Below are 25,000 nucleotides of genomic sequence, written 5' to 3' on the forward strand. Positions count from 1 at the left end.
CAGGAAGGAAGGCATATGGGGGTCCCATTACTCGATCTTGCGGCGCATCATGATCCGCTGCATAAAGAGATCATGGCTGCCATCGAACAGGTGTTCAAGAGTCAGGCGTTCATCTTGGGGCCGGAGGTGGCGAAGCTCGAGGAGCGGGTCGCGTCCTACTGCCAGGCTAAGGCCGGGGTCGGCGTGTCGTCGGGCACCGATGCGCTGCTCATTTCCCTGATGGCGCTCGGCGTCGGCCCGGGTGACGAGGTGGTGACCACGCCCTATTCCTTCTTCGCCACGGCCGGGGCCGTCGTGCGGCTCGGCGCGAAGCCGGTGTTCGTCGATATCGAGCCCCGCTCGTTCAACATCCATCCCGACAAGATCGAAGGAGCGCTGACGTCCAAGACCAAAGCGCTGATCCCCGTGCATCTGTACGGGCAGTCGGCCGACATGGCCCCCATCATGGATCTGGCGGCGCGGCGCAAGCTCGCGGTGATTGAAGACGCCGCGCAGGCGATCGGCACGGAATACAAAGACGGCCGGCGTGCCGGCAGCATCGGCACGGTCGGCTGTCTGTCGTTCTTCCCGAGCAAGAACCTTGGCTGCCTCGGTGACGCGGGCATGGTCGTGACAAACGACGCGGACTTGGCCGAGCGGCTCAGGGTGCTGCGGGTCCACGGCAGCAAGCCCAAGTACCATCACAAACTGATCGGGGGGAACTTCCGCATCGACACCATCCAGGCCGCCGTGCTGAACGTCAAGCTCAACTACCTCGACGGGTGGACCAAACGCCGGCAGGACAACGCACGGCGCTATGAGACCCTGTTTCGGCAAACCGGCCTGGTCGAGCGCGGTGTGATCAAGCTGCCCGAAGCCGTCTATCACGCGTCGGGCAAGCCTCACCACCACATTTATAACCAGTTCGTGCTGCGGGTCGAACGCCGGGACGATCTGATCGCGCATCTGAAGCAGAAGGGCATCGGCGCGGAGATTTACTATCCCGTGCCGTTCCATCTGCAGGAATGCTTCCGGTACCTGGGCTATAAGGCAGGCGACTTCCCGGAATCGGAACGTGCGGCAAGGGAAACCGTCGCGATCCCGATCTATCCGGAACTCACCGCCGAGCAGCAGGCCGAAGTCGTCGAAGGCGTCGCCGGCTTCTATCGGATGTGATGTGGGGACCGGCTCCCGCCGTAGCCTGGCGAAGGCAGGCGCGTGGACAGGTGTCGCGGTCTCCGAGACGCGGGGAGGGGTGTCAGCCTCCGAGCCGTGGCCTTACGGCTGCAGGGCCTGTCGGTAGACGGTCAGCGTTTCTTCCACCATGCGGTCCAAACCGAAGCGTCCGGCAATGAAGGTCGGCGCCGCCTCGCTCAGACGTTCGCGTCTGGCCCGGTCGAGCAACAACGACAGCAGGGCCTCGGTCAAGCCGTCGATATCCCCCACCTCCAACAACAAGCCGGTCCGGTCGTGACTGACGGCATCCGTCGCGCCGCCGGCCTTCGTGGCGACGACGGGACAGCCGAGCCATTGCGCTTCCAGCAAGACGTTGGGCGTGCCCTCCTGCCGCGACGCCAGGAGCAGGGCCGTGGCGGCGGCCATGACGACTTCCACGTCTTTTCTCCTGCCCAGCAATCGGAATCGATCGGAGAGGCCGTGCCGCGCGACGGCCTCGCGCAATTCGCTTTCGCAGGGACCTACGCCGGCCACCACGGCGTGGAGGTTGCGGATGCGGCTCATCGCCCGTCGCACGACCTCGAAGAAGACCATCGGTTGCTTCTCCTCGCTCAGCCGGAATACGCCGGCGACGAGCGGGGCGCCGGACGGCAGCCGCACCTCGTCTCGAAACGATCGGACTCGATCGGGATTCGGGCGCACCACCGTGTCGAAGTCCACGCCGTTGTGCACCACCCGGAAGCGATCGACCTCCACGCCCAGCCACGTCGCATAGTCCTCGGCGCCCGGATGCGAATTGTTGATGAAGCGCACCTGCGGGAAGGAGGCCAGGAGTCGGTACCACGGCTTGAAGAGCGGATGGGCCAGATACGGAAAGTGATTCGGATTCACATTGCGCGTGGATAACACAATATGCGGAATCCCCGCGAGCAGCGCGGCGACGCCGGCCCAGATGTTGTTGTGGTCGAGCCAGGCATGAACGAGATCGGGCGGATCGATCAGCAATTCTCCCAGGATGTCGACCGTATAGGGGAGGAAGAAGACCGGCAGCTGATTGAGGAACTCAAGCGCACCGGGCCTCGCTTTGAGCTTGCGGATGAAATCGGCGTTGAAGTCGGCGCCCGCGGCAAAGGCCCGGATACCGGCCCGCTGGAGCAGATCGGCATAGTGCGCATCGTCGTCGACGGATTCGCGCAACGTCAGCACCCGGAGTTCCAGGCCCCGCCGGCTTGCGCCGACGACGAAGTTGCAGAGCTGCCGTTCGGCCCCTCCCGGAATCAAACCTCCGATGCAGTGCAGCACGCGCAACTTGCTGAAGTCGGGCGCGGGACGCTCGTTCGGCGGGATGCGCCGGAGGAGCGCCGCCATCGGGGAGGGGATCGACGGGTTAATGGAGTCGTAATGCCACCGGCGGGCAAGTCCATGGAGCCATGGGGCGCGGCGCTGGAGCATCCAGGCCAGGCGTTTCAGCCGAGGAACCGGCGGCGACCCCGCTTGCCCCGCCACCCACGCTGCATAGCTGCCCATAGTGATCCGAAGTGATCCGACGATGAAGATGAGCCCCGAACGGTGTCGGCGATGGACCGATCAACGCGTTTTGTAGCAAGAAGTCTTCACCGGACGGAGCTAGGGGTAACCCTAGTACATCGATCGTGGTCGTTGTGTGAACGTGGAAGGCACGCAAGGGGGTTCACTAGATGCGTTACGAATTCGGAAAGAACTGGTCGGAGTTCGCGCGCCGGCATGTCACGGACGAGCGGATCGAGACGGCCCGCCGGTGCCTGCTCGACTTCCTGAAGCTGGACGATCTGCGAGGCAAGACCTTCCTGGATGTCGGCTGCGGAAGCGGAATCCATTCGCTCGCGGCCTACCGGGCCGGCGCGAGCCGGGTCGTCGGATTCGACTACGATCCCGATTCGGTGCAGACCAGTCGCATGGTCCGCGAGCAGGCCGGATCGCCGGACAACTGGGAAATTTTGCAGGGTTCGGTCCTCGACCGTCCCTTCTTGGACAAGCTGGATCGGGCGGACATCGTCTACAGCTGGGGTGTCCTGCACCATACGGGGAGCATGTGGGAAGCGGTCGCGAACGCCTCCTCGCTGATGAAGCCGGACTCCGTCTTCTGTATCGCCCTCTACACGACCGACATCTTCATCGATCCCACACCGGAGTTCTGGCTCTCCCTGAAACAACGCTACAACCGCGCCGGAGCGTTCACCCGTCGTTGCATGGAATGGCGCTATGCGTTGTGGGCGACCATTCTGCCCGAGTTGCGGGCGGGCCGGAACCCGTTCACGCACATCCGCGAATACGGGCGGTCGCGCGGCATGTCGTATTGGACGGACGTGAAGGATTGGCTGGGCGGCTGGCCGATGGAGTTTGCGGGCATCGCGGAGACGAAAGCCTTCTGCGCGGATCAACTCGGCCTGGAACTGCTGAATATCACGGCGGGCGAAGCGAACAGCGAATATTTGTTCCGGAGGAAGGGCGCCGCCAACTATTGGGACGCCGTCGCCGGGCGCCGTACGGAGGTCGCCCTCCACGCTCCGTTCGCTCATGAAGCGGGACACGCCTGGGTCGCTCATCTCCCGCAGTATCAGGCGGAAGCCGATCGAGTTGAGGCGCCTCGACGATCCCGAATGATGCTGTGTGAAGACGGATTGCCGCTGGGCTTTGCGCATGCGCCGCATGCCCAGATCGAGGCCTACGGCGGAAGCCGGTATTCCCATTGGGGCGACCGTCTGGTGTTTTCGTCGACCGACCACAGCAATCCCAACACGAACGGCCGACGATATTCGATCTATCTCGACGTGGGGAGCGGTTCCGAGTCATGAGTCTCGCCAAGAGGGTGGCGGATTCGACCGAAGTCCTGCTGAACCGGTTCATCGCGAAGGGTTACAGCGACAAGGTCGCGGCGCTGCTCTGGCGACGCCATCCGGCGTCCGCCTACTTGCTGGCGCGCGGCGGGGCGGACGTCCCGCCCCCGGTCTTCTGCAATCTAGCCCTTACGAACAAGTGCAATCTCCGCTGTGAAATCTGCGGCAGTCAGAAGTATCTCGATGAGACCGGCGTGATTCGCAGCCACATGCAGTTGGACGTGTTCTACGCCGTCGCCGAAACGCTCTTCCCGTTCATGGTGGAGGTCGAATTAAACAGCCAAGGCGATCCTCTCCTGCATCCGCAGATCGAGGCGATATTGGGGACGATCGGCGTCTACGGCTGCGACGTGAAGGTACAGACCAATGGGACCCTGTTCACGGATCGGGTCATCGACGTACTGCTTCGCCAGCGGGGCAAGGTCATGTTGTCGTTGGATGCCGTCGGTCCCCGCTTCGATGAAGTGCGGCGGGGCGGCGAATGGGCCAAGGCCGCGCCGCAGTTGGTGAAGTTTCTGCTCCGGCGCGACCGGGGACGGCTTCGGGTCGGCGTCTACCCGACACTGACCCGGCGGACACTCGCCGATGCGTTGCGGGTCGTGCAGTGGTCGCTGAACCACGGCATCGAAGAGGTGGCATTTCACCGATACAGTCCCATTCAGAATTCGTTCGAGGAGGCGCCGAGTCCGGATGAACTGGCCGCGACGGCCGGTCGACTCCGGGACTGGTTGGCGCGCAACGGCGACTTTATCAGAGTGAGCCTCGACGGCGATCCTCTGAACGCGGGCGGCGTCTGGATGGATTCGGCGCGAACCCGCTTGCACTGGAATCTCAAGCGGCTGCTGGCGATCGGTCAACACCGGATGCTGTTTCCACGCGGTCCCGACGACTACCGAGCTGATCCGCTCCGCATTTGCGCGGCCCCCAGCTACTATGTCGAGATCGGGCTCGACGGCCAGATGAGCGCCTGCTGCCGCGCGCAGGATGTGGTATTGGGGTACGCGACGTCGGTGACAGACTTTGCCGACGCGTGGTTCGGCCGCAACTACGCCGGCATCCGGGCCTCGCTCCGCCGGGACGCCTCGGGATTGCTCCCGTTGCCCAATTGCGAAGACTGCATCCGCTTCCACGTGCCAGGTCTCTACGACGGCCGCCGGGCGTCTCATGCCACTGATGCGGGGGCGGAGTCGCCGGAGACGCTCGTCTGGCCGGATCATCACGCCGTCAAGATCGAATTCATCCAGCAGGAAGCAGGCCATTGCCATCTTGCCGTCCTGCCGCCCGGCGTCGGCGCCGAACACTATGAGTTATGGGAGAACGAGACGCTCCTCGGACCCCGACAGGTGTTGCATGCCGAGGTCAGAGAATACGGCGGGGGATCCTATTACATCGGAGACCGCAAGCTCTATTTCAGCACGTCGGACAACTCGGATGCCAGACGGAACGGGCGCGTCTATCGCTTGAAGAAGCGCCGGCAGGAGCCGGCGCCGCCGGATGTCGTTCCACCTGCCGAGGAGGAACCCCGTCACGAGGTGCCGTTGAAGTTCATTCACAGAGAAATCGGCCTCTGCGCCATCGCGAGCTTGCCGCCGGGCATCGGCGATGAGCAGTACGAACTTTGGGAGGACGACACCAGGCTCGGCCCCAAGGCTTCCCTTCATGACGACATTCGGAAATGCGGACAGGGGCGGTATTCGATCTGGGGCGCACAACTGTATTTCAGCTCCTCCGACGATTCCGATCCGAAGGAGAACGGACGGACCTATCGGTTGAAGCGGTCGAAACAACAAGATGGGGACCGGCTGGCCTATGCGGCTCAGGTCGGCTCGGAACCGGAGCGACGGTGATGGGGAGGGCTGACTGATGGCGCAAACGACTGTGCCGTGGTCGATCACCGGCTCGGCGCGCGCGCCGCGCGGGACCGGCGGCCTGATCGAGACGCTCATCGGCCGCCGCCGTCTGGTTTGGCAGATGGCGAAGCGGGAGGTGCGCGACCGCTATGCGGGGCAAGCGCTGGGCACCGTGTGGGCCGTGGCCCATCCCATCCTCCTGATGGGACTGTACCTGTTCCTGTTCACCTTTGTGTTTCCGTCCCGCATGCCCTTCGGCGGCGGTCAGGGCGGCGCGGTCACGTACATTCTGGCCGGCTTGATTCCCTGGATGACGTTCGCGGATGCCATGGCGCGCGGCACCGGGGCGATCGTGAACGAAGCCGGTCTGGTCAAGCAGGTGGTCTTTCCGGTCGAGATCCTCCCGGTCAAGTCGGTGCTGGCCGCCGCGCTTCCGCAAGGCATCGCGACGTTGGTTCTTCTCGTCTATATGGCGATCGTCGATCGGCATGTGCCGGTTCTCGCCGCGTCGCTGCCGGTTCTCTTTTTTCTGCAGCTGATGGTGATGACCGGCGTGGTCTACGTACTGTCGTCCGTCGGGGCCTATGTCCGGGACTTGCGTGAGGTGGTCCAGGTCTTTGTGAGCGCCGGCATCTTTCTCGCGCCCATTCTGTACTCGGAAGGCGCGGTCGAGCGGATAGTGCCGGGGTTCGCCATGCTGCTGTCGTTGAATCCGTTCAGCCATCTGATCTGGTGTTACCAGGACGCGCTGTACTACGGCCGGCCGGTTCATCCCGTCTCCTGGCTGCTGCTGCTCGTCGTGAGCCCGGCCGCGCTGTTCCTGGGTCATCGGATCTTTCGGAAGCTCAAACTCATGTTCGGCGAGGTGCTATGACGGTCGAGGCCGAGGCGCCCGCGATCCGGGTGCGACATCTTTCGAAGCGGTTCGAAATCTATCGGCGGCCGGCCGATATGCTCCGTGAGCTGATCACCAGGCGGCCGAGGCACGAGGAACGATGGGCGCTCCGCGACGTGAGCTTCGAGCTGCGCCGAGGCGAGGTGGTGGGAATCATGGGGCGCAACGGCGCGGGAAAGAGCACGCTCCTGAAGATTCTGACGGGGACACTGGAGCGGACGGGCGGCGACGTCGAGGTGGAGGGTAAGGTGACGTCGATCTTGGAACTGGGCACCGGGTTTCACCCCGAATATACGGGTCGCGAAAATGTCTACATGGGAGGGCTCTGCCTGGGCCTCACCAACGATGAGATCGATGAGCGGATCGAGGGCATCATCGCGTTCAGCGAACTGGGCGAGGTCATCGATCAGCCGTTCAAGACCTATTCGACCGGGATGCAGGCCCGGCTGACCTTCAGCACGGTGGTGAGCGCCGATCCCGACATCCTGATCGTGGATGAGGCCCTGTCGGTGGGCGACGCCCGGTTCCAGAAGAAGTGCTGCGATAAGTTCCGATCGTTTCGCGAGGCCGGAAAGACCATTCTCCTGGTGTCACACAGCGCCGATGCCATCACGTCGATGTGCGATCGGGCGATTCTGCTCGAGAACGGGACCGTCGCGGCCGATGCGGAACCATGCTACGTGACCAAGTTCTATCATCGGATGTTGTTCGGGGGACTGAGTGAAGAGGGCGAGGCTGTCGATCAAGATCGACGACTCGCGGGTGAGAGCCTGGTTGCGGCATCCACCGCTGTCCACGGTGCTCACGACTCGACGGACCGATCGGTTAAAGGGGGTGCCGAGGGGCCGTCGGAAGCGCAGCACCGTGGTGAAATGCGCTACGGCGACCGAAAGGCCGAGATCATGGAGTTGAGTATACGGAATCATGAAGAGAAGCCCCTTGTCCGGTTATCATCCGGCAATTCATATGCTTTTGTCTTGCGGGGACTGGCCCACGAGGATCTTGATGACCTCGAAGTGGGATTTCTGGTGCGTGATCACCGAGGACTCGACATGTTCGGCACAGACACGCTCCTGCAAGGGATTCGAGTGGCTCCTCGCCTGCGCACCGAGTTATTTGAAGTGCGGTTAGAAGTAACGATGTGGATAGCGCCCGGCAGCTATTTTCTCACCGCCGGTATCGCACGTGCCAACGGCATTCAATATGATCTGCGCTACGACGCCTTGGCTTTTGAAGTTGAGGGCGCTCTCAACATCTATACCGATTCAAAGGTCAATCTCGACGCCAAGTTTTCTGTCCGCGGATTAGGGACGGCGTGAAGTAATCGGAGATCGCGGGTTTCAGCGTACATGGGTATCGCGTTTTCATTCTTGCCGTTTTTTGATGCCTGCTTCGAGCAAGGGGCTCTGCGGAGTCCTGTTCTCGCTTTGGGATCCCTCAGCATTCATGAGTTGCCAGAAACCATCGCAGTTCTAGCTGCGCGCCATTCCTACTCTCATCTGGCGGGCGATCCCTCAGTGCGTGCCCTGATGCGAGATCGCTACGGGATCACGGCATACCAGGATTGTGATGTAAACGGTCTAGCCGATCTGAATCTCGACATCGGCAAGCCGTTGGACTCCGGCTGGAAGGGAAGATTCGGCACGGTACTGAATGGAGGAACCATTGAACATGTGTTCGATGTGCGTCAGGCCATGTCCAACATCCATGAGTTGGTCCGTCCCGGAGGCGCGATGATTCACTTGGCTCCGGTGACTTGGATCAACCACGCGTTTGTGAACTTCAATCCGAGGATGTTCCAGTCAATCGCCGACGTGAATCGCTATGAGATCCTCGTTGAAGATTTCCAAATTCCGTCCACCGCACATGCCGAGGAGGATTGCCGCCGTTATCTGGCGACGAAAGGAAATAGACCCGACACGATGACCGAACGGGTTTCCGCAGTCTTGAGCGCGCCCTCCCTGCCTTCCAATATTCTGTACATGATCGCCATGCGAAAGATCAGTGAAGAGGATTTCAATGTTCCCTACGATGTGACCACATGATCGATCGAGAGACGTCTTGATTCGGAGCAGTCGTGAGAACCGACGGCATGGAATACATATCGTGCAATTTGTGCGGAAGCGATCGCACCGCACTGATGTTTCGTCGCAGTGACACGAGGTTTCTCGTCTCCGATGAGGCCTTCGCAGTCGTCAAGTGCCTCGCGTGCTCACTGGTGTATGTGAACCCACGGCCCGAAGAAAAAGAAATTCGAAAGTACTACACCGATGAATTTTATCAAGCAGAGTTGTCACCAGAACAGGCCTTGGAAGGCAATCGTGGACGAATCGAGGCCATGTACCGCCATGTTCAACATCTCCCGGCGGGCCGCCTTCTCGATATCGGCTGCTACAAGGGCGAGTTTCTCTATTTCATGAAGAACAAGGGCTGGACGGTGAGCGGCCTGGAGTTCTACTCGAGGCCTCCGAATCTGTTCGGTCTGAATATTCATTATGGAGAAATCGACAGTGCCTCGTTTGAGCCGAGTTCACTCGATCTCGTTACGATGTGGGCCGTCTTAGAGCATGTCTACGATCCCAAGCGCCTCCTGGCTCAAGTCCGACAATTGTTGAAGCCGACTGGTGAGTTGATCATTCTCGTGCCGAACTTCAACAGCATCCCGGCGCGCTTCATGCGGCATGACGATGTGCCGCGTCATACGACCATGTTCACAAGAGAAACGCTCTATTCGATGTTGAGAGTATCGGGTTATAAGGCGCTCAGTTGTATGTGCGACCAAGGTGTCTACAGCGGATCAGTGCGTGGCGTTCTCAACTATATGGTCAAATGTTGTGGAGGCGAAAGCGTAGAGGAGATTGTGGCTCAAAATCGGCGTCCCGAGCGTTGGCATGAGTTCTCAAGACAATTGAGAGGGAAAGAAAGCCCGTTTATCGGAAGAATTGACTTGTGGGATCAGTTTCTTACTCCATACCTCGATGCTGTACTGGACCGACTGGGACTCGGGTTTATCATGACTGTCAGGGCAATACCTGTATGACGACACTTGATCTTTGCCGGAACAAGATGCTTCGAATCGATACCGGGAAACCAGTCAGCCTGCATTTCGATCACCATCGCGTGATCCGGGACGATGACTACAGCGGGCAATATCAGCCGATCGAATACAGTAGCCGGTTCGACGATCAGTGGCGGCTATCCCTGGAGCGTCGGGTGGGCTTTTGCCGGCACACCGATTTTACCCTCTGTTGGGGTGTCGTGATGCTGAATCAGGACGAGCCGCACAAGTGCGCCTATCACATGCTGGGGCGAAAAACGGGATGATGCGGCAGGGGCGTACCGACCTTCACCGATTCGACCGAGGAGACCGTTGACCATGTTGTCGTCCTGGTTGTCCATTCCCTCACGAGTGTACCGGCGTTTCCGCGGCGGTGCGGCGGCGCGGGAGTGTATCCACGAATACTACGCGAGGCGACCGGACAGTGAGGCCCAATTGCGGCAAGAGGTGCGGTTCGCCGCGGCCTGCGGTGGAGAATATGCGGAGAACATCGTCCGTGAGTTGGGGCGCCGAATCGGGCCGGCGCCGGATCTTTCGTCGCTGTCGGTGCTCGAATTGGGCCCCGGAATCAACTTCGGCGCCTCGCTGGTTTGCGCCATGTTGGGCGCGCGGGTGACCGTCTTCGACAAATATCTCGTGGAATGGCACGAGGCCTACCACCCGCGGTTCTACCGGCTGCTGCGGGCGGAGTTGGAGGCAGCCGAGCGGCCGTTCGACCTGCGCCTTCTCGACCGGGTCATCACGGAATGCCGCCATCCGGCCGGGGTGATCGAGGCCGGACGCGGGGATCTCGGCTCCGGCCGGCTCGACCTCGCGACCGGCTCCTTCGACGCGATCGTCTCAAACGCCGCGCTGGAACACGTCGCGGACGTGCCGAAGCTTTGCGCCGAGTTGTGGCGCGTCACCCGCCCGGGCGGGGTGGGCATTCACCAGATCGATTTTCGCGACCATTCGAATGACCGGCGTCCATTGGATTTCCTCGCCGTGTCGGACGACCGGTATGCGCGCACGTTCGTCGGCGGGCAGGGCGGCGGCGGCAACCGCGTCCGGCCCTCGGAATTCCGTGCCGCATTCAGGGAAGCGGGATTCGACGTGATCCGCTTCGAGCCCAACTGTTTCGCCGACGGCGCCTACGTCGAGGCCGTTCGTCCGGGCCTGCTGCCTCGGTACGCGTCTCTCTCCGTCGAGGAGTTGCGGGTCGTGGGGGGGCGGATTTTTCTCAAACGACCAAACGAGGAACAGGGCCTGGTTGGTCCTCACGGCGCGGCCTCCGTGCCGGGCGGAGTGGGGAGCGCTCTCTCACAATGGACCTGATGAACATCATGCGGCCGTCGATGACGCTTGATGAGCTGTATGAACAGCTTCTGACGACCTACGCCGACCTGGGCTACCAGCGTGAATTGGTCAGCCATTGGGCGCTTCCCGGCCGTGACTTCCGTCGACTCCTGGCGGAGATCGAGGAAGCGGCTCCGCTGCGGCTCCTCGAAGTGGGCACGTTCGTGGGATTGTCGACGCTGGCGATGGCGTTCAAGACGGGAGAGAGCGCGGTGATCCACACCGTGGATCCCAACTTTCCCCTGCAGGTCGAGCTTCAGGCGATGCAGACCCAGAGCCGGGAGGCCGACCTCACGGTCCGGTCCCAAGCGCTCGCGCGCGAAGCGGCCGAACGCTTGGGGCTGGCCCATAAGATCGTATTCCACGCCGGAGGATTTTCCACTCCCGCGACCTTCGCCTCGACCAAGACCGATCCGGCCCATACGACCCCGGTCGTCGGGCCGGATGTTTGCCGGTCGCACGGCCCCTTCGATCTCATCTTCATCGACGGCCTGCACTACAGCGACGCGGTCCTGGAGGATCTGCGGCTGGCGAGGCCTCATCTGCGGCCCGGCGGCCGGATCGTCCTGCATGATGTGATCGGTTGCTGGGGGTCAAACGTGCGTCGGGCCGTTTACCAGTTCCTGGCCGAAACGCCGGGATTGACCTTTCGGCACGCACGCTACGCCGACCTCTACGAGGCGATCGGGGTGATCGAACAGGCCACCGATCGTCCGGGCGCATCCGTTCCGGCGGCGACCGAACAGCCGGCCGGCTCCGGTCTCTTCGAGCAACCGGGATTCGCCGAGCACCTTGCGGCCGTCGTCTACAACCTCTGCCGGCCCGCGAGCGTGATCTGTCTCGGTCCCGACAAAGGAGGGCTGCTGGCGCAGTTGGGTCGCTGTGGGGTGGAGCATCTGATCGGCGTCGGGAAAGAGACTCCCCCGATCAAACAGCATGCCGGGTCGCTTCGTTGGGAGGCGTTCGATTACCGATCGGTCTATCGGCCTCGTGCGCGCGTGGACCTGTGCCTGTGTGTCACGGACGAGCACGATCTCCGCGCGACGTCCTACCGGGATCTGGTTGCATCCTGCGCGGTCACCAGCGACACGGTCCTGTTCTGTTCGACCCCGCCGGGTGAAGCGGTGACCGCCGGGCATGACGCCTTGCCGATCGAAAGTTGGGTGCGCGAGTTCTGGAAGCACGGCTATCGCTTCCACGACGTCGTCCGCCCGAGTTTCGAGCCGCTGCGGTTCGGAAATTCCCCTGCGCCGGTCTACGACGTGCGCTCGACGGAGCTGGCGAACCTCTATCTGGTCCGCCGCGACCCCTCGCCGCGGCCCTGGTCCGACGAGGCGGTGGAGGTTGTGCTGGTGGAAAAGGAGCGGCGCATCGAAGACCTCACCCTCCAGGGCCTGTTCAGCGACGTCGCCCTCCGGCACGCGTTGGAGGAATCCCACGCGGCGCAGCAATGGATCGCGGAGAGAGATCGCCGGTTGCTGGCGCAGGAACAGACGATCGCCGATCGCCAGGAACTGGTCAGGCAAGGCGAGGCGTCGGTACGCGTGCTGGAGGGGATGCTGGCCCGTTCCAGCGCGTTGGTGCAGGAACAGGAAAGGGTGATCGCACAAGAGCGGCAGGAGACGGCCGAGTGCGAACGGCAGATCGCGGAGCAGGGGCGAGTCATCGCCGAGCAGGGGCGCGTCATCGACGGGATCGAGCAGAGCCTGGAGTACCGCGTGGCGTTGCGCCTGGGCCGGTACCCCAGGCTCCTGCGGTTGGCCGTGCGATGTTGGCGCGCTCTCTTTCGCCGGCAGTAGGAGCCATGGAGAGCACATTCATGACAGATGGAGATGTTTCATGTGCGGCATAGCCGGCGTAATCGATCACGGAGCAGGATTCGGACCGCAGCGGCTGCGGGAGATCGTCACCGCGATGCGGGATACCATGGTACATCGGGGACCGGACGATGCCGGCCTTTGGATCGAGCCGGACGGCTCCTGCGCCCTGGCGCATCGGCGGCTCTCGATTCTGGACCTGACCGCGGAGGGGCGGCAGCCGATGGCCGACCCGGACGGTTCGGTGGTCGTCACGTTCAACGGCGAGATCTATAACTTCCAGTCGATCCGCGCGGTGCTCGAGCGGCAGGGCCGCCGGTTCCATTCCAGGACCGATACGGAGGTGCTGCCCCATCTGTTCGATGGGCTGGATCCGCGGCGGCTCGCCGAGCTGGACGGGATGTTCGCGTTCGGCTGCTGGCACCGCGCGCAGCGCCGGCTCTTGTTGGCACGGGATCCGTTCGGCAAGAAGCCGCTGTACTACGCGGCGGGAGCCGGCTGGTTTGCATTCGCGTCGGAACTGCAGGCGCTGCGCTGCGTGCCGGGATTCGACGACGGCATCGACGAGGATGCGCTGGCTCTGTATCTGCTTCTGCAATACATTCCCGCGCCCTGGACCATCTTCCGGAGCGCCAGAAAACTGCCGCCCGGCTCCTATCTGTCGGCGGATTTTTCAGGCCGCTCCGTCCCCGAGCCCCTCGTGCGGCGGTATACGACGTTCGACGCATGCGAGGCGCCGGTCTCGCTGCCGAGGTCGTCCGAGGACCGCGAGGCGGCATTGCGGCGTCTGGTGCTGGAGGCGGTGGAAAAACGGCTGATCAGCGATGTGCCCTTGGGGGCCTTTCTGTCGGGCGGCGTCGATTCCTCGCTGGTCGTCGCGATGATCACCCGAGAACTCGGACGCCCGATCCAGACCTTCTCCATCGGCTTCGAAGGCACCGAGGACACGGAACATGTCTTTGCCAGACAGGTTGCAGCCCATCTTGGGACCGATCATCACGAGCAGCTCGTGACTCCCGATGCGGTCGCGCTGGTGGAGGATGTCGCCGCCATGCTGGACGAGCCGAACGGCGATACGAGTTGCCTGCCGACATACCTCCTCTGCCGCTACACGAGGCAATTCGTGACGGCCGCCGTGTCCGGAGACGGAGGCGATGAAATGTTCGGCGGCTACGGACGGTATCGCGACACGTTGCTGGAAGCGGGAGACTGGCTCGGCCGGCTCCGCCGCAGCGTCCGCGAGCGACGCTGGAGCAGTTCGGCCGATGCCTATCTGTCGCCCCGATGGCTCATGTTCCAGCCGGAGCAGGTGGCGGAGCTGCTCGGCGGGCTCTCGCCGATGCTCGAGCAGCAGATCCAAGAGTGGCGGGATCAGCTGAACGATCCACGGCGGCCTCTGATTCATCGCATGCGGAATCTGGATGTGGCGACCTATCTGCCGGGCGCGGTCTTGGGAAAAGTCGACCGGATGAGTATGCAGGTGTCGCTGGAGGTCCGGTGCCCGTTGCTCGACCGCCAAGTGGCGCAGTTCGCCCAATCGCTGTCGGCCGCCGATTGCTGGCGCGCCCCGCAGGACACCAAGCGGATTCTGAAGCGGCTGGCCTCGCGCTATCTGCCCGAGCCCTGGGTGAAGAGAAAGAAGATGGGATTCGGCCTGCCCGCGAGCGCCTGGTCCCGGGACGAAATGTTGAGCCTGGCCGGCGACCTCATCCTTGCGCCGTCGGGTCAGCTCGCGGGACTCACGGATCGGGCAGCCTTGCGTCGATTGGTCGAACGGCAACGGTTCCCCGGTTGTTTTTCCATCTATCGGGTCTGGCCTCTGCTCATTCTGGAATTATGGCTTCGCAAGAGTCGAGATCGAGCCCTTTCGGCGGTCTAGCGCCGGCGGATCGGCGATCCGGGCGAGCGCGCATGAGGAAGACCGCAGAGCGACCGGTGCGGTGGCTCTTCCTCACGAGATCGCTCAATTGCGGCGGCAGTCAGCGCCAGCTCGTCGAGTTGGTGAGGAGCCTGGCGAAACGGAACGTCTCCGTCGCGGTGGCCACGCTCTACGAGGGCGGGCCCTGGCGCGCCGAGCTGGAACGGACCGCCACGCCCGTGTTTTCGCTCGATAAACAGACGCGGTGGGACCTCCTGTCGTGCCTCACCCGACTGGTGAAGCTGGTTCGCCGAATTCGTCCCACCGTGGTGCACGGCTATCTCGGCACGGCCAACATTCTGGCGTTGCTGGCCAAGCTGGCGGTTCCTTCCGTGACGGTCGTGTGGGGGATTCGCGCGAGCAACATGGACTTGGGGCGCTACGGATGGCTCGATCGCGTGCTCTATCGGCTCGAGTCGCGACTCTCCCGCTTCTGCGACCTCATCATCGTGAATTCCGAGAGTGGGGTGAAGTATGCCGTGGCGCAGGGATTTCCTGCGGAGAAGATGCTGTGCATCCCGAACGGCATCGATACGGAACGGTTCAAGCCGGATGCCGCGGCCGGCCGCCGGTTCCGTCGCAGCCAGGGCATAGAAGATGACGTGCCTCTGATCGGCTTGATCGGGCGCATCGATCCGATGAAGGGCCACCGGACCTTCCTGACGGCCGCCGCCTCGTTGATCGCCGCCGGCGGGAACGCTCGTTTCGTCTGTGTCGGGGACGGGAATGCGCGATTGAAGAAGGATCTGCGCGCGCAGGCCGACCGGCTCGGACTCGCCGGCCTGGTCAGCTGGCTGGATGAGCATGATCCGATCGAAGACGTCTACAATGGGCTCGATCTCCTGACGTCCAGCTCGTCCTATGGTGAGGGGTTCTCCAATGCGGTCGCCGAGGCGATGGCGTGCGGGCGCGCCTGCGTGGTGACCGACGTGGGCGACTCCAGGCGGATCGTCGGAGACACAGGCCTGATCGTGCCGCCGGACCGCAGTGACGAACTGGTGTCCGCATGGCGGAGGCTCTTATCCGCGGACCGTTCGGAGCGCGCGAGTCTGGGCGGTGCGGCCCGGGAGCGGATCGTCCGGCAATTTGGATTGGATCGACTGGTCGACGCCTCGGTCAGCGCCCTCACGCTCGCCGGCTCGCTCAAGTGAAATCCCTCACAAGGGAATCCACCAGGCCTTCGCGCAAGCTTCACGATTCTCAGCTGATGCGACGAAGAGCCGGCCGCGCCGCGCTGGGATGAAAATCAACGAAGCAAGGGGTTTCCCCAGTGATGCCCAATGCTCACAACCGTTATGGTCAATTTCGCATGATTCGCATCGTCCATATCATTTCTAATCTCGAGGTCGGCGGGGCCGAGCTGATGCTCGCCCAGCTGGTCACAGGGATGGATCGAGGTCGATTCCACAACACCGTCATCTCGCTGACAGACCGGGGACAGTTGGCGGATCGGATCGAGTCCTCCGGCATCGTGGTTCATTCGCTCGGAATGAAGCGCGGCCGTCCCGACATGGCCTCGCTGCCCAAGCTGATCCGGTCGCTGCGGGCGGCGCAGCCCACCATCATGCAGAGCTGGCTCTACCATGCCGATTTGATCAGTCTCCTCGCCGCCCGCTTCATTAAGTCGACCAGACTTGTGTGGAACATCCGCTGCTCGGACATGCAGCTCAAGTACTATCCGTTCCAAACCCGTTGTGTGCGGCAGATGCTCTGCTGGTGCTCGCGCATACCGGTGGCCATCGTCACGAACAGCGAGGCGGGCAAACGGATCCACGAGAGGTTCGGCTACCGGCCGCGGCGTTGGGCCTATATCCCGAACGGATTCGACACGAACCGGTTCCGTCCAGACCCGGTGGCGGCCCGCAAACTGCGCGACGAACTGGCCCTGCCGGACGACGCCAGAATCGTGGCGCTGATTGCGCGCTGCGATCCGATGAAGGATCACGCCACCTTCCTCGAGGCCGCCAAGCGGATCGTCAGGCTCCGTCCCACGGTGCACTTTCTGCTGGCCGGTAAACAGACGCATATGCTGGGTCCGGAGGTGGCGCGGGCCGGGTTGGATGACCATGTCCATGTCCTTGGGTTGCGGCACGACATCGACCGGCTGTTCGCCGGAGCCGACGTCGCCTGTCTTACGTCCGCGTTCGGCGAAGGGTTCTCCAACGTGCTGGGCGAGGCCATGGCCTGCGGGGTCCCCTGCGTCACGACGGATGTCGGCGACGCCAGAATGATCGTCGACAATACCGGCCTCGTGGTGCCGCCCAGGGATCCGGGAGCGCTGGCTTCCGCCGTCATCAATCTGATCGACCGGGACGCGGCCGCCCGCGTTGCCTTGGGAACCGCCGCCCGCGCGCGGATCCAGTCCCGCTATTCCCTCACCAGCGTGATCAATGCCTACCAGGCGTTCTACGCCGAGATCTGTAACGACCCGGCCGTGGCCTGAGAGGACGGCCGGAAGATCCCTGCCATCACAGTCACTTCCAACGCGCTCTGAGTCGGGGAGAGTGGGCGGTCGGATTCCTCCCCTGTAAGTAGAAAGAGCGGATCTGTGTGCGTGAAGGGCGAGGCGCGCGATGGCTTGTTTTTAATGGAGGCTTACTATATTGTAAGGATCTGCATCTCTAGTAAGGATGAAGGATGTCCACCTCAACCCTGACCAGCAAGGGTCAAACAACCATTCCCAAGGATGTTCGCAAACGACTCAATCTTCGGCCTGGGGACCGTCTGGAATTTGTGATCGATGAGGATGGCCGTGTGCTGATGTTATCGGCAAGCATTGATGTGTCAGAGTTGGCGGGGATGCTCAAGCCCCCGGCTCGGTCGGTCAGTGTCCAGGACATGAACCGCGCGATTCGCAAACGAGGAGGCCGGCGATGATCGGTCTCGACACGAACGTTCTGGTCAGATACTTGGTTCAGGACGACCCAGGACAATCGCGGAGAGCCGCTCACGTGATCGCAAAGCGATGTACGCGTGATGACCCAGGGTTTATCAATCGTATCGTCCTGTGTGAACTGGTGTGGGTGTTGGAAAGCGCCTACGGGTATTCAAAAGACATGATCGTACCTGTATTGGAAAAGCTGTTGAGGACCAGCCAGCTGAAGATTGAGGATACGCAGTCTGCGTGGACCGCCTTTCGCGCATACCAAAAAGGGAAGGCGGACTTCGCGGATTGTCTACTGGGAACCACCAATCGGTTTGGGGGATGCGATGAGACCGTCACCTTCGATCAGGCCGCAGGCAAGCTGGAAGATTTCCAACTACTGTAGCGCCGTGGGGTCAGGCACCCTTCCGACTGGTGCCTGACCCCTTCGAGCGTTCGCTCCGGCCGGAAGATCCCTGCCATCACAGTCACTTCCAACATCCCTCGCAGCCGTGTACACTGCGCCCTGGGTCGGGCTGGTGGGCGACCGGCACCTCCCGGTTGTAAGTGAGAGGGCGGAGCTGTATGCAGGCTAAGCCGGCCTTCTTCTGGGATTTACTCCGATAAGTGGGCTATAAGGAAGGGATTTCCGACCAGGGTCAAGAGTGCGACGGATTGGCGAAGGCCGCCGCAAAGGTTCGTACTGTCTGACGAGAGGAGCCATCACGTGGATCTGAAGGGAAAGAAAGTGATCGTCATCGGCGGAGCCGGCCTCATCGGGTCGCACGCGGTGGACGAACTGGTCAAGGAAGATGTCGCGGAGATTCGGATTTATGACAACTTCGTGCGGGGCAGACAGGAGAATCTCCACGAGGCGTTGAAGGATCCGCGCGTCAAGATCTACGAGGTCGGCGGAGATATCTGCCAGACCGATATTCTCGACGCCGCGATGAAGGACATGGACGCGGTCTTCCATTTCGCGGCGCTCTGGCTGCTTCAATGCCACGAATATCCGCGCTCGGCGTTCGATGTCAATGTACGAGGCACGTTCAACGTGCTGGAGGCCTGCGTGGCCAACAAGATTACGCGGCTCGTCTACTCCTCGTCGGCGTCGGTATACGGGGACGCCGTCGAAGAACCCATGACGGAAAACCATCCGTTCAACAACAAGAATTTCTACGGGGCGACGAAAATTTGCGGCGAAGCGATGGCCCGCTCCTTTCATTATCGTTATGGGCTCGATTTCGTGGGATTGCGATACATGAATGTGTATGGTCCGCGGCAGGACTACCGGGGGGCCTATATCGCGGTGATCATGAAGATGCTCGACGCGATCGACCGTGGGGAGGGACCGACGATCCTCGGAGACGGCAGCGAGGCGTTCGACTTCGTCGCGGTCGCCGACTGCGGACGGGCGAACCTGTGCGCGATGAAGGCCGAGACGACGGATCGCTTCTACAACGTCGGGACGGGCAAGCGGACGTCGCTCAAGCAGTTGGCCGAGATGGTGATCGATCTGACCGGATGCAAAGCGCCGATCAAATACGCGCCGCGCAGTCAGGCCACCTTGGTGCGAAACCGGATCGGGTCCGCGAAGCGCGCGAGCGACGAAATCGGATTTACGGCCAAGGTAGAACTGAAGGAAGGACTCGCCCGATTGATCGCGTGGAGAGCGGCGCATAAGGAAGAAGTGGCGGCGCGACGTGCTGCGGCCGGGGTGTAAAAGGCGCTCATGACCGAACATCGTCAGATTCAGATCGCCACGCCGAGCCTCGGAGAAGAGGAATGGCAGGCGTTGCGCGAGCCGATCGAAACCGGGTGGTTGACCCAGGGACCGAAAGTCGCCGCGTTCGAGCAGGCCTTTGCCGCCCGGCATGGGGTTAAGCATGCCGTGGCCGTGACGTCCGCGACTACGGGGCTTCACCTGGCGCTTGCTGCGCTGGGAATCGGACCAGGGGATGAAGTGATCGTTCCTGCGTTTACATGGGTGGCGACGGCCAACGTCGTGCTCTACTGCGGCGCCACGCCGGTCTTCGCCGACGTCGACCGTGTCACCTATAACATCGATCCGCAGGACGTGGCCTGCCGAATGACCCCCAAGACCAAGGTCGTTATCCCGGTGCATCTCTTCGGCCTCTGCGCCGACATGACCGCACTGCGCAACGTGGTTCGGCCTGACGTGAAAATCGTGGAGGACGCGGCCTGCGCCGCAGGGGCAAGTTGGCAGGGCCGTTCTGCCGGTGCATTGGGTGATCTCGGGGTGTTTTCCTTTCATCCGCGCAAGTCCATCACGACCGGCGAGGGTGGCATGGTGACGACCGACGACAACGAACTGGCCGACCGGGTCAGAAAGTTGCGCAATCACGGGGCGTCGGTGTCGGAAGAGGAGCGGCATCATGGGCCTCGGCCCTATCTCCTTCCGGAGTTCGAGCTGCTGGGGTTCAATTACCGGATGACGGATCTGCAAGGGGCGGTGGGGCTGGTGCAGTTGAAGAAGCTGGACCGGTTCATCGACGAGAGGGCCGCTTTGGCTGCGCGATACCGAAAGGAATTGGCGAATGTGCCGTGGCTCCGCATGCCGGAAGAACCTCCGAAGGGCCGTCATGCCTGGCAGGCCTTCGTGACCTATGTGAATCCCAATACGGCTCCTCGTTCGCGCAACGAGATCATGGAAACCTTGCAGCAGCGGGGCATCTCGACCAGGCCGGGAACCCACGCGGTGCATATGCTCGCGTACTATCGGCAACGTTTCGGTTTGAAGCCTGATGATTTTCCCGGCGCTCGTGATTGCGATCGGAACACCATGGCGATCCCACTCCATAACCGAATGACCGACGGCGACGTCTCCTATATCGTTCAAGCACTCCGCGGTCTGTGAAATTCAGTCCCTGATCCGCCGTCGAAGCGAAAGGACACGATCCGGGTATGTGCGGCATCGCAGGCATCGTGCATCTTGACGGGGCTCCGGCCTCGCCGGTGTTGCTGAAGCGCATGACCGACGCCATCACCCACCGGGGTCCCGATGGGGAAGGTCAATGGGTCAGAAGCCATGTGGCGCTTGGCCACAGGCGCCTGGCCATCATCGATCTGTCTCCGGCCGGGCATCAACCGATGGTGACGCCGGATGGGCGGTATGTCCTCACCTACAACGGGGAGATTTACAATTTCCAGGAAATCCGCGCTGAGTTGGAGAGCCTTCGTTACCGGTTCCGATCCAGGACCGATTCCGAAGTGCTCCTCTATGCTCTTGCCGAATGGGGAGTCAAGGCGCTCGAGCGGTTCAACGGGATGTTCGCCTTTGCGCTTTGGGACGAGAAGGAGCAGACGCTGGTCCTGGCCCGGGATCGCTATGGCGTCAAGCCGCTGTACTACGTGGCGGCGGGAAACACGCTGCTCTTCGGCTCCGAGATCAAGGCGATCCTTGCGCATCCGGCGTATGAAACCGTACTCGACCGTGAGGCACTGCTCGAATACTTCACCTTTCAGAACTTCTTCACCGACCGAACTCTCTTCAAAGGCGTCAAGCTGCTGCCGGCCGGCACCTACGCGACCATTCGTCCAGGAAGAGGCGACCTGACGAGCACACGGTACTGGGACTATCGCTTCGTCGAACCGGAAACCGCGGGCGACGAGAAGGAATATGCCGAAGAACTCAGTCGGCTGTTCCGGCAGGCCGTCAACCGCCAATTAATCAGCGACGTGGACGTCGGTTCGTACCTGAGCGGCGGGATTGATTCCGGGTCCATTACCGCAGTCGCCGCATCGCAGCTGCCCTATATCAAGACGTTCACGACCGGATTCGATCTGAGCTCGGTGTCCGGCGTCGAACTCGGCTACGACGAGCGGGCCAGAGCCGAGCATATGTCCTACTTATTCAAGACCGAGCACTATGAAATGGTGCTCAAGGCCGGCGACATGGAGCGCATCATGTCTCGCCTCGTCTACCAGCTGGAAGAACCGCGAGTGGGACAGAGTTATCCGAACTTTTACACGGCTCAACTTGCCAGCAAGTTCGTGACGGTCGTGCTGTCCGGAGCCGGCGGAGACGAGTTGTTCGGCGGATATCCCTGGCGGTATTACCGAGCGGTCGTGAACGATGATTTTGAACACTATATCGACAAGTACTATCTCTTCTGGCAACGACTCATTCCCAACAAGGCGATTCAGCAGGTATTCAGGCCGATCTGGAAGGACGTCTCGAAGGTGTGGACCCGGGATATTTTCCGTGATGTGTTCCAAAAGCATGCGGAGACGTTTACCAGGCCGGAGGACTATGTCAGTCATTCGCTCTATTTCGAAGCGCGGACCTTCCTCCACGGACTGCTGGTCGTGGAGGACAAGTTGTCCATGGCGCACAGCCTCGAAACCCGAGTGCCGTTTCTGGACAACGACCTGGCCGACTTTGCTCAGCGTCTTCCTGTCCGATTCAAACTCGGCAACCTGGACGAAGTGGTGAAGCTCAATGAAAACGAGCCTGGCGCCAAGACACGCAAGTACTTTGAGCGCACCCGCGACGGGAAGCTGCTTCTCCGCAAAGCGATGCAGAACTACATACCGGACGCGATCACTCAAGCGGAGAAGCAGGGATTCGCGGCCCCTGATGCCAGCTGGTTTCGAGGGGAGAGCATCGACTATGTCCGCAAGCTCCTGTTCAAGGGGGCTCCACGGATCTACGCATTTTTCGATCGAGAGGCCATTCAGCGCTTGGTCGACGAACATCTGGACGGACGTCAGAACCGCCGGCTCTTGATCTGGTCGCTGGTCTATTTCGAGGAATGGTGCCGAACCTTTCTCGACGGCGGCGCGCGGAAACAGGAGCAGGTGCGTTGACATCCAGGCTCTCGGTCCTGGGGCCGAGCGACGAAGCCGCGTATGAAGCCTTCCTACTCGGTATCGAGGATTCCCTCCTGTATTATTCAATACGGTACAAATTATTTCTTCAGGACTTGCTGCAGTGCGAATCCCAGTACTGGCTTGCCTGGGATGAGAAGCTGATCACCGGCGTGCTGCCGATCATGCAGCGTGATGGGCCGTACGGCCGGGTCATCAACTCGCTTCCGTACTACGGCAGCAACGGCGGTGTTCTGGCGATCGGCCATGATGCCGCATCGGCACTCACGGCAAAGTACAACGAGCTGGCCTCGGAATCCGGTGTCGCGGCGGCAACGTGGGTCTGTCATCCGTTTCGTGCGTCTGCGGCGACTCCCGCGCATACCATGATCGACGAGCGGATCGCGCAGTGTACCCCGTTGTCGTGGGGAGACCGTGATCCCGAGTCGGGTCTGCTCAGCGCCATAGACGGTTCGGCGAGACGCAACATCCGGAAGGCCGAGTCCAGCGGCGTCACGGTGCGGATCGACAACGCTCAGCTTCCGTTCATCCAGGCCGTGCATTCTGACAACATGGCGGAAATTGGAGGCAAGGCGAAGAGTCCCGACTTCTTCGCTAAGGTGCGGACGCACTTCAAGGCCGGGACTGACTATCGTATTTATGTGGCCGAGCAGAACGGAACGTTGATTTCGGGACTGTTGCTGTTCTATTTCCACAAGACCGTGGAATACTTCACCCCCGTCACGGTTTCGAAGAACCGTGAGAGCCAGCCCATGGCGCTCATTTTAACGAGAGCCATGGTCGATGCCGCGCGTCAAGGCTTTCTCCGCTGGAACTGGGGTGGGACCTGGCTCAGTCAGGACGGCGTGCTGCGGTTCAAGCGCAAATGGGGCGCGAAGGACGAGTCCTACCGGTATTTCACGCAGCTCAACGAGCCGGACATTTTGAGACGGGGGAAATCGGAGATTCTCTCGGCCTATCCGGATTTCTTTGTCGTTCCGTTTCACAGTCTCACCTCTACGACATAGGTCATGACGAAACAAGCCGTCATCTTCGGCACCGGCAGTCTTGCGGAGGTTATCGACTTTTATCTTGCCCACGATAGCTCGTACCGCGTGGTCGCATTCACCGCTACGGGGGACTTTGTCGGTCAATCGCAGTTCCTCGGCCGTCCGCTTGTTGCCTTCGAGGCGGTGGCGATCCAATTCCCCCCGGACTCGCACGAGATGTTCGTGGCTGTCGGCTATAGGCACCTGAACCGGTTACGGGAACAATACTGTTTCGAGGCGCGAGCAAAGGGATACAAGTTGCTGACCTATCTGTCATCAAAGGCGACGCATTGGGGTGACACCAAATTGGGAGACAATGTCTTTGTGTTCGAAGATAATACCATTCAACCTTTTGTCAAAATCGGGAACGGAACGATCTTGTGGAGCGGAAACCACATCGGTCACCATAGCTCGATTGGGGCGAATTGCTTTATCTCGAGCCATGTGGTCGTTTCCGGTCATTGCACGGTCGGCGATCGATGCTTCCTCGGCGTCAATGCAACCATTGCGGACAGTGTCGTCATCGGCAACGATAACATCATCGGGCCGGGCGCGCTCATTCAAAAGCCCACGGCCGACGGCGAAGTTCATGTCGCCGAACGCGCCAAGAAACTCCCCAAGGACAGCAGCAACTTCCTCCGATGACCGACGATAAGACCGATCTGCAGTCGATTGCGAGACTCTACGAAGAAAGCCTGGAACAGCACGGGCTGAAGCCCTTGGGAGTCGGCTGGCGCGATGAGGATTCGCACCAGCTCAGATTCGACAAGCTCGCTTCGGTCATCGATGCGAGTGGTCGGGCAAGCATCAACGATCTCGGGTGCGGCTACGGCGCCCTGTATAGCTATCTGATCTCAAGGGGTATCACGGTCCCCCTGTTTCGCGGCTACGACATCAGCGAGAAAATGCTCGCGCAGGCCAAGGTCTTGGTGCCCCACGGTGACTTCCGAAGAAGCAGCGTCTTGGATGAAACGGCGGACTATTCGTTCGCCAGCGGCATTTTTAACGTCCGGCTGCAGGAGGACGAAACAAAATGGCTCGGCCACATCGAGCGGACGCTTGATAACCTCTTCCAATACTCCTCGCAGGGATTTGCATTTAATCTGCTCTCCACGTATGTCGATTATCGAGAATCCCATCTCTACTATGGTGATCCGTTGTACTTTTTCGACTATTGCAAACGGCGGTACTCCCGTCGGGTGTCGTTATTGCACGATTATCCGTTATTTGAATGGACGATCACGGTACGAAAGTAGTCTCGCAGATCGACTCTTCCCTGAAACATGCGACGTCAGTGATCGGTTGCGGCGCGGATCACCGTGACGACATCGGCCCCTGTGCGTGCACCCGGGCG

At 61.5% G+C, this 25,000-nt stretch carries 22 protein-coding genes; 21 read left to right on the forward strand and 1 reads right to left on the reverse strand.

Annotation, left to right across the window (positions count from 1 at the left end; translation table 11 throughout):
* The first annotated feature begins 15 nt into the window (after positions 1-15).
* Positions 16-1,155: a DegT/DnrJ/EryC1/StrS family aminotransferase gene (locus tag P0111_05785; protein MDF0643520.1), complete on the forward strand. Its 1,140-nt coding sequence runs from the start codon at positions 16-18 to the stop codon at positions 1,153-1,155.
* A 102-nt stretch (positions 1,156-1,257) separates the two neighbouring features.
* On the opposite strand, the gene P0111_05790 is transcribed toward P0111_05785, so the two are convergent.
* The gene (locus tag P0111_05790; GenBank protein MDF0643521.1) at positions 1,258-2,682 is read right to left on the reverse strand and encodes a glycosyltransferase; all 1,425 of its coding nucleotides are present in this window, start codon (positions 2,680-2,682) and stop codon (positions 1,258-1,260) included.
* A 170-nt stretch (positions 2,683-2,852) separates the two neighbouring features.
* On the opposite strand from P0111_05790, the gene P0111_05795 reads away from it, so the two are divergent.
* The 20 genes from P0111_05795 to P0111_05890 all read left to right on the forward strand — a co-directional run bounded on the left by P0111_05795 (position 2,853) and on the right by P0111_05890 (position 24,902).
* A complete protein-coding gene (locus tag P0111_05795) occupies positions 2,853-3,989 on the forward strand; it encodes a class I SAM-dependent methyltransferase (GenBank protein ID MDF0643522.1) in 1,137 nt (378 codons plus the stop codon).
* On the forward strand, positions 3,986-5,878 hold the full coding sequence (locus P0111_05800) for a radical SAM protein (GenBank protein ID MDF0643523.1): 1,893 nt from the start codon (positions 3,986-3,988) through the stop codon (positions 5,876-5,878). The genes P0111_05795 and P0111_05800 overlap by 4 nt, the downstream gene beginning before the upstream one ends.
* Positions 5,879-5,894: 16 nt before the next feature.
* Complete coding sequence (locus P0111_05805; GenBank protein ID MDF0643524.1) at positions 5,895-6,755, forward strand: ABC transporter permease; 861 nt, start codon at positions 5,895-5,897, stop codon at positions 6,753-6,755.
* Positions 6,752-8,095 carry an ABC transporter ATP-binding protein gene (locus tag P0111_05810; protein ID MDF0643525.1) on the forward strand — a complete coding sequence of 448 codons (1,344 nt, stop codon included), beginning with the start codon at positions 6,752-6,754 and terminating at the stop codon, positions 8,093-8,095. The genes P0111_05805 and P0111_05810 overlap by 4 nt, the downstream gene beginning before the upstream one ends.
* A 210-nt stretch (positions 8,096-8,305) precedes the next feature.
* Positions 8,306-8,821 carry a hypothetical protein gene (locus P0111_05815; GenBank protein ID MDF0643526.1) on the forward strand — a complete coding sequence of 172 codons (516 nt, stop codon included), beginning with the start codon at positions 8,306-8,308 and terminating at the stop codon, positions 8,819-8,821.
* Between the two features lie 47 nt (positions 8,822-8,868).
* Positions 8,869-9,816, forward strand: a complete 948-nt coding sequence (locus P0111_05820) for a class I SAM-dependent methyltransferase (protein MDF0643527.1) — start codon at positions 8,869-8,871, stop codon at positions 9,814-9,816.
* A complete protein-coding gene (locus P0111_05825) occupies positions 9,813-10,100 on the forward strand; it encodes a hypothetical protein (GenBank protein ID MDF0643528.1) in 288 nt (95 codons plus the stop codon). The genes P0111_05820 and P0111_05825 overlap by 4 nt, the downstream gene beginning before the upstream one ends.
* 52 nt (positions 10,101-10,152) lie before the next feature.
* A complete protein-coding gene (locus tag P0111_05830; GenBank protein ID MDF0643529.1) occupies positions 10,153-11,148 on the forward strand; it encodes a methyltransferase domain-containing protein in 996 nt (331 codons plus the stop codon).
* Positions 11,139-12,968: a class I SAM-dependent methyltransferase gene (locus P0111_05835; protein ID MDF0643530.1), complete on the forward strand. Its 1,830-nt coding sequence runs from the start codon at positions 11,139-11,141 to the stop codon at positions 12,966-12,968. Before P0111_05830 ends, P0111_05835 begins: the two co-directional genes overlap by 10 nt.
* A gap of 40 nt (positions 12,969-13,008) precedes the next feature.
* On the forward strand, positions 13,009-14,865 hold the full coding sequence (asnB, locus tag P0111_05840; protein ID MDF0643531.1) for an asparagine synthase (glutamine-hydrolyzing): 1,857 nt from the start codon (positions 13,009-13,011) through the stop codon (positions 14,863-14,865).
* A 32-nt stretch (positions 14,866-14,897) separates the two neighbouring features.
* Positions 14,898-16,055, forward strand: a complete 1,158-nt coding sequence (locus P0111_05845; GenBank protein MDF0643532.1) for a glycosyltransferase — start codon at positions 14,898-14,900, stop codon at positions 16,053-16,055.
* 158 nt (positions 16,056-16,213) lie between these two features.
* Complete coding sequence (locus tag P0111_05850; protein MDF0643533.1) at positions 16,214-17,347, forward strand: glycosyltransferase; 1,134 nt, start codon at positions 16,214-16,216, stop codon at positions 17,345-17,347.
* 194 nt (positions 17,348-17,541) lie between these two features.
* On the forward strand, positions 17,542-17,781 hold the full coding sequence (locus P0111_05855; GenBank protein ID MDF0643534.1) for a type II toxin-antitoxin system PrlF family antitoxin: 240 nt from the start codon (positions 17,542-17,544) through the stop codon (positions 17,779-17,781).
* Positions 17,778-18,173, forward strand: a complete 396-nt coding sequence (locus tag P0111_05860; protein ID MDF0643535.1) for a type II toxin-antitoxin system VapC family toxin — start codon at positions 17,778-17,780, stop codon at positions 18,171-18,173. Before P0111_05855 ends, P0111_05860 begins: the two co-directional genes overlap by 4 nt.
* A gap of 321 nt (positions 18,174-18,494) precedes the next feature.
* Positions 18,495-19,490, forward strand: coding sequence for an NAD-dependent epimerase/dehydratase family protein (locus P0111_05865; protein ID MDF0643536.1), 996 nt, complete (start codon positions 18,495-18,497; stop codon positions 19,488-19,490).
* A gap of 9 nt (positions 19,491-19,499) precedes the next feature.
* A complete protein-coding gene (locus P0111_05870; GenBank protein ID MDF0643537.1) occupies positions 19,500-20,645 on the forward strand; it encodes a DegT/DnrJ/EryC1/StrS family aminotransferase in 1,146 nt (381 codons plus the stop codon).
* A gap of 47 nt (positions 20,646-20,692) precedes the next feature.
* Complete coding sequence (gene asnB, locus P0111_05875) at positions 20,693-22,597, forward strand: asparagine synthase (glutamine-hydrolyzing) (protein MDF0643538.1); 1,905 nt, start codon at positions 20,693-20,695, stop codon at positions 22,595-22,597.
* Positions 22,594-23,625 (forward strand): GNAT family N-acetyltransferase, encoded by a 1,032-nt coding sequence (locus P0111_05880; GenBank protein MDF0643539.1) that lies wholly within the window; start codon positions 22,594-22,596, stop codon positions 23,623-23,625. Before asnB (P0111_05875) ends, P0111_05880 begins: the two co-directional genes overlap by 4 nt.
* A 3-nt stretch (positions 23,626-23,628) precedes the next feature.
* Positions 23,629-24,291, forward strand: coding sequence for an acetyltransferase (locus tag P0111_05885; GenBank protein ID MDF0643540.1), 663 nt, complete (start codon positions 23,629-23,631; stop codon positions 24,289-24,291).
* The gene (locus tag P0111_05890) at positions 24,288-24,902 is read left to right on the forward strand and encodes a class I SAM-dependent methyltransferase (GenBank protein ID MDF0643541.1); all 615 of its coding nucleotides are present in this window, start codon (positions 24,288-24,290) and stop codon (positions 24,900-24,902) included. The genes P0111_05885 and P0111_05890 overlap by 4 nt, the downstream gene beginning before the upstream one ends.
* The last annotated feature ends 98 nt before the right edge of the window (positions 24,903-25,000 follow it).

Origin of the sequence: Nitrospira sp. (genome assembly GCA_029194535.1) — a bacterium.
GTDB lineage: Bacteria > Nitrospirota > Nitrospiria > Nitrospirales > Nitrospiraceae > Nitrospira_C.